The sequence below is a fragment of the Streptomyces sp. NPDC014801 genome (genome assembly GCF_043082085.1).
In the GTDB taxonomy this organism is placed as follows: Bacteria; Actinomycetota; Actinomycetes; order Streptomycetales; family Streptomycetaceae; genus Streptomyces.
This window is the reverse complement of sequence record NZ_JBIBXG010000002.1, coordinates 529,335-544,478: the sequence shown is the minus strand read 5'-3', so window position 1 is coordinate 544,478 and position 15,144 is coordinate 529,335. Positions and strand designations below refer to the sequence as shown.

Genomic DNA, 15,144 nt, shown 5'->3' with positions numbered 1-15,144 from the left:
TAAGTCGGCCTGCGCCTGGCCCCCGCCCCGACAGTGGTCTCCGGAAGAGCCCCGTCGGGGCGGGTCATTTTCGGCCAGCGGGCGCGCGCGAATTCACACGGGGGTGTGAAGCGGCCGTCGAGGCATATGCCGTCCGCACACTTCCGAATCGTGGATTCCGGTAGCAGGCTGCTGCACGTACCACCCGCCCCGCCGCGCACATGGGGGTCCGGAAGCCTCACGCGCGGCGGGGCCGTGCTGTCTGCGGGCAGGCGCCGGCCTCAGCCCGGCGCCCCTGAACCGGTCCCTCACCTGCGAACTTGCGCGCAGGCTATAGATCGGTGTTTTCTTTGGCACCAACCATCCGGTGACACTAACCGACGGACATGTCTGATCGCCGTATGGTGCGTCTCATGACCGTCACAGGTGCGGGTCCGGCCGCCGTGCCGCGCAGCGCGCTCGCCGATGTCGTCCTGCCGCGGCTGACCGAGGTGTACGGGGCCGCGGCCGACCCCGAACGCGCCGCCGCCACGCGCGCGTACATGAAGAACGTCGTGCCCTTCCTCGGCATCCCCACCCCCGAGCGACGCGCGCTGTCCCGCACCGTCCTGGCGGGAACGGCACGCCCCCGCGAGGCGGACTGCGCGGCCGTCGCGCTGCGCTGCTGGGCGCTGCCCGAGCGGGAGTACCACTACTTCGCGGCCGACTACCTCCGCCGCCACGTGCGCGTATGCACCTCGGCCTTCCTGCCCGTCGTGCACCGCCTGATCACCACCGTGCCGTGGTGGGACACCGTGGACGCGCTCGCCGTCCACGTCGTCGGCCCCCTCGTCGCGGCCGACCCGGCGCTCGCGGCCACCATGGACGCCTGGATCGCCGACGACGACCTGTGGGTCGCCCGCGCCGCCCTGCTGCACCAGCTGCGCTACCGCGAACGCACCGACACCGAGCGGCTGTTCGCGTACTGCCTGCGCCGTAGCGGGCACCCCGACTTCTTCGTCCGCAAGGCCATCGGCTGGGCCCTGCGCGAATACGCCAAGACCGACCCCGACGCCGTACGCGACTTCCTCGCCCGCGAGCGCGGCCGGTTCGCGCCGCTGACGGTGCGCGAGGCGCTGAAGAACATCGGCGGCTGAACGGCCGTACCGGGAAAAATCGTTGGACGGCGGGCAGGGGCCCGGCGATGATCGACGCCATGTTCCGGTACGCCTTCCTTCTCGCAGCATCCGCGGTCGCGGATGCCCCGAAGGCTGCCGTTCCCGTCTTCCTCGCCGCCGTCGACGGCGCCCGAAGCTGACCCTCCCCGGATCGTTCCGCGGACCCCGCAGGGGGAGGGTCGGCGGTTCCTCGGGGTCCCCTTTCTCCCGCTACGAGGCTTCGAGGTACAGCCATGCCCAAGACGGCGTACGCACGCACCAAACCGCATCTGAACATCGGCACCATGGGCCACGTCGACCATGGCAAGACCACGCTGACCGCCGCCATCACCAAGGTGCTGGCCGAGCGCGGCACCGGCACGTTCGTGCCGTTCGACCGCATCGACCGCGCCCCGGAGGAGGCCGCCCGCGGCATCACCATCAACATCGCGCACGTCGAGTACGAGACCGACACCCGGCACTACGCGCACGTGGACATGCCGGGCCACGCCGACTACGTCAAGAACATGGTCACCGGCGCCGCGCAGCTCGACGGGGCGATCCTCGTCGTCTCCGCGCTCGACGGGATCATGCCGCAGACCGCCGAACACGTGCTGCTGGCCCGCCAGGTGGGCGTCGACCACATCGTCGTCGCGCTCAACAAGGCCGACGCCGGCGACGAGGAGCTGACCGACCTGGTCGAGCTGGAGGTCCGCGACCTGCTCACCGCGCACGGCTACGGCGGCGACGCCGCCCCCGTCGTCCGGGTCTCCGGGCTGAAGGCGCTGCAGGGCGACCCGCGCTGGACGGCGTCCGTCGAGGCGCTGCTCGACGCGGTGGACACCTATGTGCCCCTGCCCGAGCGGTACCTGGACGCGCCGTTCCTGCTGCCGGTGGAGAACGTGCTCACCATCACCGGCCGCGGCACCGTCGTCACGGGCGCGATCGAACGCGGCACCGTCCGGGTCGGCGACCGCGTCGAGGTGCCCGGCGCCGGCGTCGACACCGTCGTCACCGGCCTGGAGACCTTCGGCAAGCCGATGCAGGAGGCGCAGGCGGGGGACAACGTGGCGCTGCTGCTGCGCGGGGTGCCCCGGGACGCGGTGCGGCGCGGGCACGTGGTCGCCGCGCCCGGCAGCGTGGTGCCCAGGGGGCGGTTCACGGCGCGGCTGTTCCTGCTGCCGGCCCGCGAGGGCGGCCGCACGACACCGGTCGCCACCGGGTACCGGCCGCAGTTCTACCTGCGCACCGCCGACGTGGTCGGCTGCCTCGACCTCGGTGAGGCGGCGCTCGCGCGGCCCGGGGACACGGTCGAGGTGACCGTGGACCTCGGGCGTGCGGTGCCGCTGGAGCCGGGGCTCGGGTTCGCTGTCCGCGAGGGCGGGCGGACGGTGGGCGCGGGGACGGTGACGGCCGTGCTGTGAACCCGGCCGGGGCGGTCGCTCTGGGACAATGAGCGGGTGACCGAGCCCATACCCGTGACGCGCACCACCGACCACGGGACCGCCAAGCTGATGCCCGACGTCGACCGTGAGCGCGCCTGGCTGCTCACGGTCGACGGGGCACCCCAGTCGTACGTCGACCTCGACGACCCGGCGCACCTGGAGTTCGAGTACGCGCGGCGGCTCGGGCACGTGCTGGACACCGCCGCTCAGGCGGGGCGGCCGCTGGACGTGCTGCACCTCGGCGGGGGCGCGCTCACCCTGCCGCGGTACGTGGCCGCGACCCGGCCCGGCTCCCGGCAGGACGTCGTCGAGGCCGACCGGGGGCTGCTGGAGCTGGTCGTGGAGCAGCTGCCGCTGCCGCCCGCCGCCGGGATCGCGCTGCACGCGGCGGACGCGCGGACCTGGCTGGAGGCGGCGCCCGCGGACAGCGCCGACGTCCTCGTCGCCGACGTCTTCGGCGGCTCCCGCGTCCCCGCGCACCTGACCACCCTCGCCTACGCCCGCGAGGCCGAGCGCGTCCTGCGGGCCGGCGGCGTCTACGTCGCCAACCTGGCCGACGGGGCGCCGTTCGCCTTCCTGCGCTCCCAACTGGCCACGTTCGGCGCGGTCTTCGGGGAACTGGCCCTGATCGCCGAGCCGGGCGTGCTGCGCGGACGCCGGTTCGGCAACGCGCTCCTCCTCGCCACGCACCACCCCGTCGACACGGCCGCGCTGGCCCGGCTCACCGCCGCCGACGCCTTCCCCGCGCGGGTGGAGCACGGGCGGGCGCTGCGCGACTTCACCGGGGACGCCCGGCCGGTCACGGACGAGGACGCGGTGCCCTCACCCGTGCCGCCCGACGGGGCGTTCGGCATCGGCTGAGTCCTCCTCTGATTCCCGGCTGGTCTGATCGGTGAGGACGCGAACGGTCTCGCGGCTGCGCCTGCCCGGTCTTCAGACAGGTGGTCGAAGCCCCGGCTGACGCGGAGCCCTCGACGTCGGAACACTGTTCTATTCTCCCCTCCGGGCGGGGTGATGGTCACTCCGGAATTCCGGAAGGACACGGACATGCAGTGGTCGCGGCAGTGGTTGGGGCGGATCTGGTCGGCTTCGCAGGGGGCGGTGCGTGGGCGTCCGGTCGTCTTCGGCGTGGGACTCGGGGCCGTGGTCGCCGCCGCGGTGGCGGCGGTCTTCCTGTGGCCGTCCACGGGGAAGGACGCTGTGATGCCGACGGCGCGGGCCTACCGCGACGTGGACGCCTGTCTGCTCACCGACAGCCGCGGAATCTCGCCGGGTCTGCCGGCGGCGCCGGTGTGGGCCGGCATGCAGGACGCCTCCCTCGCGACCAAGGCGCGGTCGAGTTTCCTGTCGGCGATGGGGCCGGACACCCAGGCGAACGTCGTGCCGTACGTCAACTCCCTGCTGCAGCAGCACTGTTCGGTGGTGGTGGCCGTGGGCTCGACGCCGGTGGACGCCGTGCGTTCGGTGGCGTCCCGTCAGAAGGGCGTGCGTTTCGTCGTCGTGGGCGACGGGGCGGAGACCGCGAACGTCTCGGTGGTGAGGGAGGGCGACCGGACGAAGGTGAGGGAGCACGTGCGTGACCTTCTCACCTCTCTGACCCGAGCGTCCTGACACATCCCCTTCGAAGAGTTCCCTCCGCATACGGACCAGGAGTACGGGACTGGTCGGACAACGGTTGCCTTGTACCCAGTAAGGATCATGTAAGAAGTTCGATTGACTGTAGTCAGAACGTGATCACCAAGGAAGCATCGATCTTTCACAATGCTTCCTCTAAGGATCGATCATGTCCTCCCTTCCACGTCGCCGCTCAGCGCGGCAACCTCGGTGGTTGCGCCGCCGCTGGTTGGCGCGCGGCGTCACCCTGATGGTCTGTTTCCTGCTCGCGTTCATACCGTCCGCCGAAGAGGCGATGGCGCAGGGAATGACGCTCCCGGCTCTGACCATGCCGAAGATGACCCTGAGCGGCCTCTGGGACTGGCTCAACACCTCGCCGCTCAAGCTGCCCCGGCAGCTCGGCGGTTCGGCGAGCGGGCTGCCCCACACCGCGTCGGCGGCGCGCACGCGCGCTAACGGCGGCCACGGTCACAAGCCGGGCTCCGGCAAGGGCGAACTGCCCGCCGACACCCGGCACCACCGCGCCACGAAGGAACACAGCACGGGCGCCGCGGTGGTCAAGGGGCGTGACGGTTTCGTCGCGGCGACCAGCAAGCGCGACGCGGCCGCCTCGTCGGCGAAGATCGACGTGTTCCACAACGCGAACGGCACGACGACCAGGCGCGTGTACTTCTCCCGCCACAACTTCCGCGCCCCCGACGGCTCCTGGAAGCCGATCGACACCACGCCGGTGAAGTCCGGCGGACGTTGGCGGGAGAAGGCCAACGACGTGGCGGTCGACCTCGCCGGTGTGGCGGGCGACGAGCGGCTGGCGTCGGTGGAGTCCGGCTCCGGGCACCACGTGGCGTACGCGCTGAAGGGCGCGCAGGACGTGCCGGGCGTCACGGACGCGGACGGCACCGTCTCCTACGCCGGCGTGCTGCCGGACACGGACCTGAAGCTGGTACCGCTGGCGGACGGCGTCAAGGAGAAGATCGTCCTGTCCTCGGCGAACGCGCCGACGTCGTGGTCGTTCAAGCTGGACGCCTCGGGTCTGACGCCGCGCCTCGCCGACCAGGGGTCGGTCGAGTTCACCGACGCCTCGGGCGCCGTGGTGGAGCGGATTCCGCACGCGTTCATGCAGGACTCGAGCGTGGACCGCAGGTCCGGCGAGCCGACGACCTCGCAGGCGGTGGAGTACGGTCTCTCGCGGTCCGGCGACGACTGGATCCTGACCATGACGGCGGACCGTTCGTGGCTGGGCGCCAAGAACCGGGTGTGGCCGGTCACGGTGGACCCGACGCTGGCCGTGAGCGACAGCACGTACGCCGAGAGCAACCTCTCGGGCGACCACTCCACGGAGGACGTGCTCAAGGTCGGCTCCTACGACTCCGGCACGCACAGCGCCAACTCGTTCCTGCACCTGACGGGTCTGACCGGCATGATCAGCGGTCAGACCGTGTCGGCGGCGAGCCTGCACCTCTTCGACATCTGGGCCGCGACCTGTACCGCCGAGCCGTTCTCCGTCGCCCCGATCAGTGCCTCGTGGTCGGGTTCGTCGGTGACGTCCTTCCCGGGCCCGGCGTACGACAGCCCCGCGCTGGGACAGCTGACGGCCAACCCGGGTGCCGCGTGCACCAACTCCGGCGGTTCGCGGACCACGGGTACGTGGATGAACGTGCCGCTGAACACCACCTGGTTCAACGGCATCGCCGGCGGAACGGTCAGCAACCACGGTCTCGCGCTGTACTCGACGAACACCGACGCCCTGCACTGGAAGCAGTTCGACTCGGTCAACGCCCCCACCAGCTACCGGCCCTACCTGGACCTGACGCTGAACGGGAACGTCGCCCCGCAGATCGACGCCTCCTACCCGCCGGACAACTACAACACCCAGACGCTGAAGCCGGAACTGGTGGCGTACGGCTACGACTCGGACAACTACCCGGGTTCGGGGCTGAAGTACCAGTTCCAGCTCCTGGACGCCTCCACCGGTGCGGTGATCTCCGACTCGGGGCTGATCACCGGTGGTGACTGGACCGTCCCCTCGGGGAAGATGACCTGGGGCGGCACCTACCTGTGGCAGGTGCGCACCTACGACAGCCTGCTGTACTCGCCGTGGACGCAGAGCGAGCTCACGGCCGTGGTGCCGCAGCCCGTGGTGACCTCGGGTCTGTCGCAGAACACCGACGGACACGACTTCGATCCGAGCGTCGGCAACTACACCACCTCCGACACCGACGCCGACGTGCAGACGGTCGGCCCGTCGCTGTCGGTCGAGCGTGACTACAACTCCCTGGACCCGCGGGTGGACGGCGCGTTCGGCGCGGGCTGGTCGACGGTCGCGGACATGGAGGCCGCGGAGGTGAAGGACTCCTCGGGCGCGGTGGCGAGTGTCAACATCACCTACCCCGACGGTTCGCAGGTCGGCTTCGGCAAGAACGCCGACGGCTCCTTCACCCCGCCGCCGGGGCGCTGGGCGTCCCTGACCGCGACCACCACGCCGGCCGGCTACAAGCTGGTGGACAAGGACGACACCGCCTACCTCTTCCAGAAGGGGATCACGGGCAGGACGGGCGCGTACGCGATCACCTCGATCACGGACTACGCCGGCCGCGCGGAGACCTTCGACTACAGCGCCGGCCCGCTCACCAAGATCACTTCGCAGGTCTCGGGCCGCACGCTGAACTTCACCTGGTCGAAGCCCGCGGGCGCGACCGTCTCCCACGTGGCGACGGTGGCGACCGATCCCGCGACGGCGGGGAACTCCAGCACCGTCGAGACCTGGAGCTACGGCTACAGCGGCGACAACCTGACCTCGGTCTGCCCGCCTGCCGACCCCACGCACTGCACCACCTACGGCTACGCCGCCGGCAACCATTACCGGACCACCGTGCTGGACGCGGACCCGTTCGCGTACTGGCGCATGGGTGAGACGTCCGGCACGACGGCCGCCGACGGTGTGGACACCAACGAGGGCAACGTCAACGGCACTTACCACAACGTCACCCTGGGCTCGGCCGGGCCGCTGGCGAGCAGCCACGCCGCGTCGTTCAACGGCACCAGCTCGTACCTGTCGATCCCGGGCACGCCGGGCGCGACGCGCACGTACGCGTCGGTGTCGCTCTGGTTCAAGACGTCCCAGGCCGGCGGTGTGCTGTTCTACTACGGTGACAAGCCGCTGACCGACTCCGACCCGGTCGCGAACACCAAGTACAACACTCCGGCGATCTACATCGGCACCAACGGCAAGCTGCACGGCTGCTTCGCGACGACCGCCGGCTGCAGCGCCCCGATCCAGTCCGCGACCACGGTCAACAACAACGCCTGGCATCAGGTGGTCCTCACCTCCGCGGGCAACACCCAGTCGATGTACCTCGACGGCGCCCTGGCCGGAACCCTGGCCGGCAGCCTGTGGTCCTGGAACCAGCCGTACGTCACCTTCGGCGCGGGTGTGGACACCCACGGCTGGCCCGACATGCCCTCCGACACCCTCGGCCACTACAGCGGTCTGATGGGCGAGGCGGCGATCTTCAACAAGCCGCTGGACGCGGCGACGATCACCAGCCAGTACGCGGCGGCCACGACGTCCGCGAAGGTGCTGCAGACCATCACGCTGCCCTCGGGCAAGACCCAGAACAACGTGCAGTACAACGCGGTCGACGACACCATCTCCCAGGAAACGGACAACAACGGCGGCGTCTGGAAGCTGACCCCGCCCACGGTCACCGGATCCTCGCAGGTCTACCGCTCCGCGGTGATGGGTGCCGGACCCTCCGGCTACTGGCGGCTGAGCGACACCTCGGGTTCCGCCGGGGCCAACGAGGTCAACACCGGCCACGCCACCTACAACAACGTCACCCTCAACGCCGCCGGCCCGTTCGGCGCCAGTGACGTGAAGGCGGCGTCGTTCGCGAACGCCTCCAGCTCCTGGGCGAGCCCCGGCACGTCGGAGGTCGACACCTCCAAGAGTTTCAGCGTCTCGGCCTGGGTGAACCTCAACTCCACCGCCCGTAACGCCACGGCCGTCAGCCAGGACGGCACGTACCACGCCGGGTTCTACCTCGGTTACGAGCACACCCAGAACAAGTGGGCGCTGCGGGTTCCGACGGCCGACTCCTCGAGCGGCAACCTGACCACGCAGGCCGTGTACTCGACCGCCATCGCGGCGACCGGCCAGTGGACCCACCTCGCGGCCAGCTACGACGCCACGAGCGGCCAGCTCGCGCTCTACGTCAACGGCACGCTCCAGGGCACGATCGCACGGCCGAACGTGTGGTCCGCGACCGGCGCCCTGCAGATCGGACGCGCCCTGTACGCGGGGAACGAGGGCGACTACTGGGACGGATCGCTCGCCGAGGTCGCGGTCTTCCGTTCGGCCCTGAGCGCCGCCCAGGTGACGCAGCAGTGGTCGGCGTACAAGGCCTCCTCCGGTGTCGCGCCGGTGCGGACGGTGAAGATCCAGGTGCCGGCCACCGACGGGTCGACGAAGTACATCACCTACGGCTACGACGTCGACAACGGGGACCGGGTCCTCTTCCAGACGGACGCCCTGGGCAACCGCACCACCTACGGCTACGACACCTCCGGCTTCCTCTACACCACCACGGACCCGGACGGGAACACGACCACCACCGGTCACGACGTGCGTGGCAACGTGGTGTCGAAGACGACGTGCCAGGACCAGTCGCAGAACCTGTGCGCGACGGAGTACTACACCTACTATCCGGACGACACGACGGCGAACCCGACGCCGGACCCGCGCAACGACCTGATGCTCACCGAGCGGGACGGGCGCTCCTCCGGTCCGACGGACAACACGTACCTGACGAGCTACGGCTACGACCAGTACGGCAACCAGACGACGGTGACCACCCCGCCGGTGCCGGGCTTCCCGGCCGGCCGGACCACGACGACGACCTACACCACGGCGACCACGGCCGCCGCGGACAGCGGGTACGCCCCGGCGTACCTGGAGGCGTCCGTCGTCACGCCGGGTGGCGCGACCACGACGTACACCTACAACCACAACGGTGACCTGGCGCGGCAGACGGACGCCAACGGCGCGTCGGTGAAATTCGGTTACGACAACATCGGCCGGAAGCTGAGCAGCACCGAGACATCGGACAGCTACCCGGCGGGTCTGACGACGTCGTACACGTACGACAAGGACGATCAGGTCGTCTCCGAGACCGACCCGCCCGTCCTCGACCGCGTGACCAGCGCGACCCACACCGCGCAGACGACGACGGTCTACGACACCGACGGCAACCCTCTCTCCGAGACGATCAAGGACCTGACCGGCGGGGACGGACAGCGCCGCACCGAGTGGACCTACGACTCGGGCAACCGCATGGCCACCAAGTCGGAGGTCTCGGCCTTCAACGCGGACGGCTCGGACAAGACGCTCCTGACCACGACCTACACGCACGACGTGTACGGCAACGTGGTCACCGAGGTCGACCCGTCGGGGAACGAGACGGACTACACCTTCGACGCCGACAACCGTGGGATCACCACCACGCAACCCGGCTACACAGGTGACCCGGACAACCCGTCCCCCGCGCGCACCCTGACGCTGGACTCGCGGGCGTACGACCCGGCGGGACGTCTCGCCTCGGTCACGAACTCGATGGGCTTCACGACGTCCTACACCTACACGGACAACGGGCTCCCGGCGACGATCACGCGCACGGACGCGGTGACGGACCCGGCCCACCCGAAGTCGTTCGTGGACCAGGTCAACACCTACGACGCCGCCGACAACCTGATCAAGCAGGTCTCCGACGACGGCGCGGCCACGACCACCTTCGCGGTGGACGCGGCGTCCCGCACGACCACCACGACGCTGGACCCCACGGGGTTGAACCGCAGCGACACGGTGTCGTACGACCCGGACGACCACGTGGTCACGTCCACGCACACCGGCGCCTCCGGTACGCCCGAGACGACGTCGTACTCCTACGACGCGCTCGGCAACACCCTCTCGGCGACGGTGCACGACGCCAACACCGCGCCGGTCGGCCGCTGGAAGCTGAACGAGACGTCCGGAACCAACGCGGCCGACTCCTCCGGGGCGAACAACCCCGCGACCGCCGCGAGCGGCGTGACGAGGTCGACCGACCACGGCGGCAGCGCCGTGTTCAACGGCACGTCCACGTCGTACGCGGAGACCGCGAGTCCGGTCGTGGACACCGCGACGGGCTACACCGTCTCGGCGTGGGTCAAGCTCGGCTCCTCGGCGAGCAACTCCACGTTCGTCTCCCAGAACGGCACCATCACCAGCGGCTTCCAGCTGTACTACTCCTCCGGGTCCAACACCTGGGCGTTCGGTGCTCACGCCAGTGACACCACCGGCGCCGCCTGGACCGCTGCGTACGGCGGCACTCCTGTCGTGGGTCAGTGGACTCACCTGACCGGTGTCTACAACGCCGCGGCGAGCCAGTTCGAGCTCTACGTCAACGGTGCTCTGGCCGGCACGAAGGCCTTCACGACCCCGTGGAACGCCACCAGCACCTTCGACATCGCCCGGAAGAAGTCCGCGGGCACCTGGGGCGAGTACGCCAACGGCTCGATATCCGATGTCCAGGCCTACTCCAGCGCACTGTCCGCCACGCAGGTCTCGAGCCTGTACGGCGGGACGCTCCCTGCGGCGAACTCGACCGTGCACACCACGCGGGCGGACCTGGACCAGCGGGGACTTCCCCTCTGGGCGGCCGACGCGAACGGCAACGTCACGTCCTACGCCTACGACGAGGCCGGGAACCTCGCGGTCACGACGGCGCCGACGGCGAACTCGGAGACGGTCGACGCGGCGACGGGCACCTCGACCGTCGGGGCCTCGCACCCGATCGCGTACACCGGTTACAACACCTTCGGCGAGGTGGCGGAGACCAAGGACCCGAACGGCAACGTCGTCACGACGGGGTACGACCCGCTGGGTCAGCAGGTCTCGCAGACCATGCCCACGTACACGCCGCCGGGTTCCTCGACGCCGATCACGCCGGTGACCTCGACGCAGTACAACGCCGCCGGTCAGATCACCTCCGAGACCGACCCGCTGGGCAAGGTCACGTCCTACACCTACGACCAGCTCGGCGACCAGGTCGACGAGACGCTGCCGGGCGGACGCACGACCCACTCCGCCTACGACACCAACGGTGACCTGCTGTCGGTGACCGACCCCACCGGCGCGGTGACCCAGGCCACCTACGACTACCTGGGCCACCAGCTCACCGCCACGCAGGTCGAGCGCCGGCCGTCGCAGGCCGCGTACACGACCACCAACCACTACGACGCCCCCGGCGGCCTGCTGTCGTCGTCGGTCTCGCCGGACGGTGTGACCACGTCGTTCACCTACAACGCGGCCGGTGAGCAGACCACGGTCGTGGACGGGGCGAACAACACCACCCAGTTCAGCTACGACCTGGACGGCAGGCAGACCAAGGTCACCAACCCCGACGGCACCTTCTCGACGACGACGTACGACGCCTTCGGCAACGCGGTCGGCACCGGGGAGTACGACGCCACCTCGATGCTGCGCCGCACCACCTCCGCGCAGTACGACCCGGAGGGCAACCTGACGTCCTCCACGGACGGCAACGGCCACACCACCACCTTCGCCTACGACGCGACGGGAATGGTGACCAAGGAGGTCCAGCCGGTAGCGGCCGGACAGTTCATCACCACCTCCTTCGGCTACGACCCGGCCGGCAACCTCACCCGGTTCACCGACGGCAACGGCTACGACTCCTCGGGCAACCCCGTCGCCGGACACGACTGGCTGACCACGTACAACAAGTGGGGCCTGCCGGAGTCGCAGATCGAGCCGTCCACGCCTGCCTACCCGGCGGTCGCGGACCGGACCTACACCACCGTCTACGACGCCGACGCGCGGGTGACGCAGCAGACGTCCCCCGGCGGCGTGTCCGTCGTCGACTCCTACGACTCGACCACAGGGGACCTGACCAGGCAGACCGGCACCGGCGCCGAGGCGGCGACCGCGGACCACACCTTCGGCTACGACGCCGACGGCCGCATCACCTCCGCCGCCGCTCCGAACACGGACGACACCTTCACCTACGACGACCGTGGCAACCTGCTCACCACCGCCGGACCGTCGGGAACCTCGTCCTTCGCCTACGGCGGCGACGGCGAGATGACCAGGCGCACCGACGCGGCGGGCACCTCCACCTACGGTTACGACACCGCGGGCCGGCTGAAGACCATCGCCGACGCCGCCACCGGGTCCACCGCCACCGTCAGCTACAACACGATGTCGCTGCCGTCGTCCATCTCCTACGGGACCGGCAAGGCGAACCGCACCCTGCAGTACGACTGGGCGCACCGCCTCACCAGCGACACCCTCACCAAGCCGGCGGGCGGGACCGAGGCATCGGTCACCTACGGCTACGACCTGAACGACAACGAGACCTCCAAGACCACCACCGGATTCTCGGGGGCCGCGACCAACACCTACACCTACGACTGGGCCGACCGGCTCTCCTCCTGGAACAACGGCACCACCACGACCACCTACGGCTACGACAACGCGGGCAACCGCACCAGAGTCGGCGCGGACACCTACACGTACAACGCCCGCAACGAACTGACGTCGGACGGCCACAGCACCTACAGCTACACCGCCCGTGGCACCCTGCGCTCCGTCACCGACGCACAGAGCCAGACCACGAGCACCACGGCGGACGCCTTCAACCGGGTGATCACCTCCGGTGGGAAGACGTACGCGTACGACGGACTGGACCGGATGGTCACCGCCGGCAACGGGGGCACCAACCAGACCTTCGCCTACACCGGTATCGCCAACGATCTGGCCTCCGACGGCACCACCACCTACAGTCGCGACCCCGGTGGCGCACTGATCGGCATCAACGCCGGCGGCACCAAGGTGCTGGCCATGACCGACGTGCACGACGACGTGGTCGGCCAGTTCACCGACGCCGGATCGGCGCTGACCGGATCGACCACCTACGACCCGTTCGGCAAGGTCCTCGCCACGCAGAGCATGGTCGGGGCCCTGGGCTACCAGTCGGAGTGGACCGACCCGGACACCTCCCAGGTCGACATGGCCGCCCGTTGGTACAACCCCAACATCGGCCAGTTCTCCTCCCGGGACACCGTCGCCAACAACCCCGTCCCGGACTCGGTCGCCGCGGACCGCTTCGCCTACGGCGACGACAACCCGCTGACCAACACCGACCCGACCGGCCACTGGTCGCTGTGGGGCGCGGTGAAGTCCATCAAGAAGAAGGCCTCCCACGCCTGGCACCACTCCAGCCTGCGCCGTCACCTGAAGTCGGCCGTCAAGCACGTCAAGAACTTCGTGAAGCAGGTGAAGAAGCACGGGCTGAAGGCCGCGATCAAGAAGGTCGCCAAGCACTACGCCAGGAAGGTGGTCAAGTACGTCCGTGACCACCATCCCACCCTCTACCACTACGCCAAGCACTACTACCACCGTGCCCGGCAGATCGTGCACCATGCGATCAAGAGCGCGAAACGGCACTACCATCACGCCGTCGCACAGCTCAAACAAGCCGGCAAGCGGATCGGCGGTGCGCTGAAGAAGGCCAAGAAGGCCGCGTCCGCGTTCATCAAGAAGCACAAGACCGCCATCGTAGGAACTCTCGTCGCCCTGGCAGTCGTCGGTGCGGCCGTCTGTGTCGTCGCCACCGCCGGCGCCTGCATCGGAGCCATCGGCGGCGCCATGCTCGAGGGCGTCGCGATGGGAGGCGCCGGAGGCGCACTCGCCGGCGGCATCACAGCAGCTATCGCGGAAGGCGGTTCAGCCCTCATCGGCGCCGGCGTCGCAGCCACAGCGGGCGGAGGCGCACTCGCGGTCGAGGCGGCTGCGGGTGAGGAAGGGGCGGCAGGTTCGTCCGCGGCCAAGTCGGTCAGCTCCGCCTCGCCGAAGGCGACTGGCAATTCCCCCGTGAACAACTCACGGCGGTTCGTGGGGCCCACGCCGAGGGGCGCCGGCTCCGTGAAGAATCCGGCTCGCGTGGAGACCCACCCGGCTTCGGGCGATTGGACGATCGAAGATCGTATGGCAGAGGCCGACCAAATGGCTCAAGATTTCGCATTGAAGAATGCACGCAGCGGGGCCGGGCTGAAGCGCACATACGTTGGTACCGTCAGCACGAAGGACGGTACGATCGCACTCACTTCGTCGGGAGCACGGCCGCTGGAGCCGCCAGGCGCGGAAGGTCCGAACTGCGGGTGGTGCGCCGAAGGCAACGGCGTAGGGGCCCTGGGCGGCAGTGCCGACACGGTACGCTTCACCAAGGCATATGAAGTGTTCCGCGGAGACAACGGCGAGTTCGCCGTGCGCGTGAAGAGGGTGTGCACCCGATGCCAGGACGATTACCCTGACCGAGGCATTTTCGCTCGGGACGCCAAGGGTGAGCCGGGCGGCAGTTGGGGCGACAAGTGAGCATGGAGCATCTGATGGACCTTGTCGACAACGAGATCGGCCTAGTTCGATGGGAAGATCTGCGGTGTGGATGCGGTGCGAGCGCCGCGCACCTGCCGGACGATCTACGCCGGTTTTTCAAAGCTCAGACTCGTGATGAAGCTTTGAACTCGGGAGTCGCTGAGCATGTATTCACTCAGTCGTTCCCACACGAACCGGCGGCCCCTGTCGCTTCCGTACTGATGGCGGGATTGGCCAGCGATATTACGCCGGCCGCGCGAGTCGAATCTCTCGACCTGCTTCTTGGTCTTGTCTTCAATGACGATGACGCAGTTTCTGAGGCATGTCAGGACATCGCCCGGGAAGGCATGTGGGTGCTTTATTCGGAACTCATCGCGAATCGCGCGCCCGCTCCGACTGCTTACGCTTTTCAGATTCTGCAGATCATTGATCCTGGCGAGCGGCTCCACGCCCTGAAGTCTTCGGGCAAGCTCTCCCTGCCGTCTGATCTCGCAGGCTGAAGTAGGTGACGTGGCGAAGCCCCTCGCCGTTGGTGTGGTGA

At 69.2% G+C, this 15,144-nt stretch carries 6 protein-coding genes; all 6 read left to right on the top strand.

From position 1 onward, the window contains the following. Positions 1-392 precede the first annotated feature (392 nt). The 6 genes from ACF1AL_RS05980 (at position 393) to ACF1AL_RS05955 (ending at position 15,103) form a co-directional block, all read left to right on the top strand. Complete coding sequence (locus ACF1AL_RS05980) at positions 393-1,115, top strand: DNA alkylation repair protein (protein WP_391779069.1); 723 nt, start codon at positions 393-395, stop codon at positions 1,113-1,115. A 254-nt stretch (positions 1,116-1,369) separates the two neighbouring features. After that, entirely contained in the window at positions 1,370-2,539 is a 1,170-nt protein-coding gene (gene tuf, locus ACF1AL_RS05975) for an elongation factor Tu (RefSeq protein ID WP_366838959.1), read from the top strand. 36 nt (positions 2,540-2,575) lie between these two features. Next, complete coding sequence (locus ACF1AL_RS05970) at positions 2,576-3,421, top strand: spermidine synthase (RefSeq protein ID WP_391779068.1); 846 nt, start codon at positions 2,576-2,578, stop codon at positions 3,419-3,421. Positions 3,422-3,607: 186 nt separating this feature from the next. Further along, positions 3,608-4,171, top strand: coding sequence for a BMP family ABC transporter substrate-binding protein (locus tag ACF1AL_RS05965; RefSeq protein ID WP_384209622.1), 564 nt, complete (start codon positions 3,608-3,610; stop codon positions 4,169-4,171). Between the two features lie 217 nt (positions 4,172-4,388). Continuing rightward, positions 4,389-14,603 (top strand): LamG-like jellyroll fold domain-containing protein, encoded by a 10,215-nt coding sequence (locus ACF1AL_RS05960; RefSeq protein ID WP_391779067.1) that lies wholly within the window; start codon positions 4,389-4,391, stop codon positions 14,601-14,603. A gap of 14 nt (positions 14,604-14,617) precedes the next feature. Continuing rightward, positions 14,618-15,103: a hypothetical protein gene (locus ACF1AL_RS05955; RefSeq protein WP_366838955.1), complete on the top strand. Its 486-nt coding sequence runs from the start codon at positions 14,618-14,620 to the stop codon at positions 15,101-15,103. Positions 15,104-15,144 lie beyond the last annotated feature (41 nt).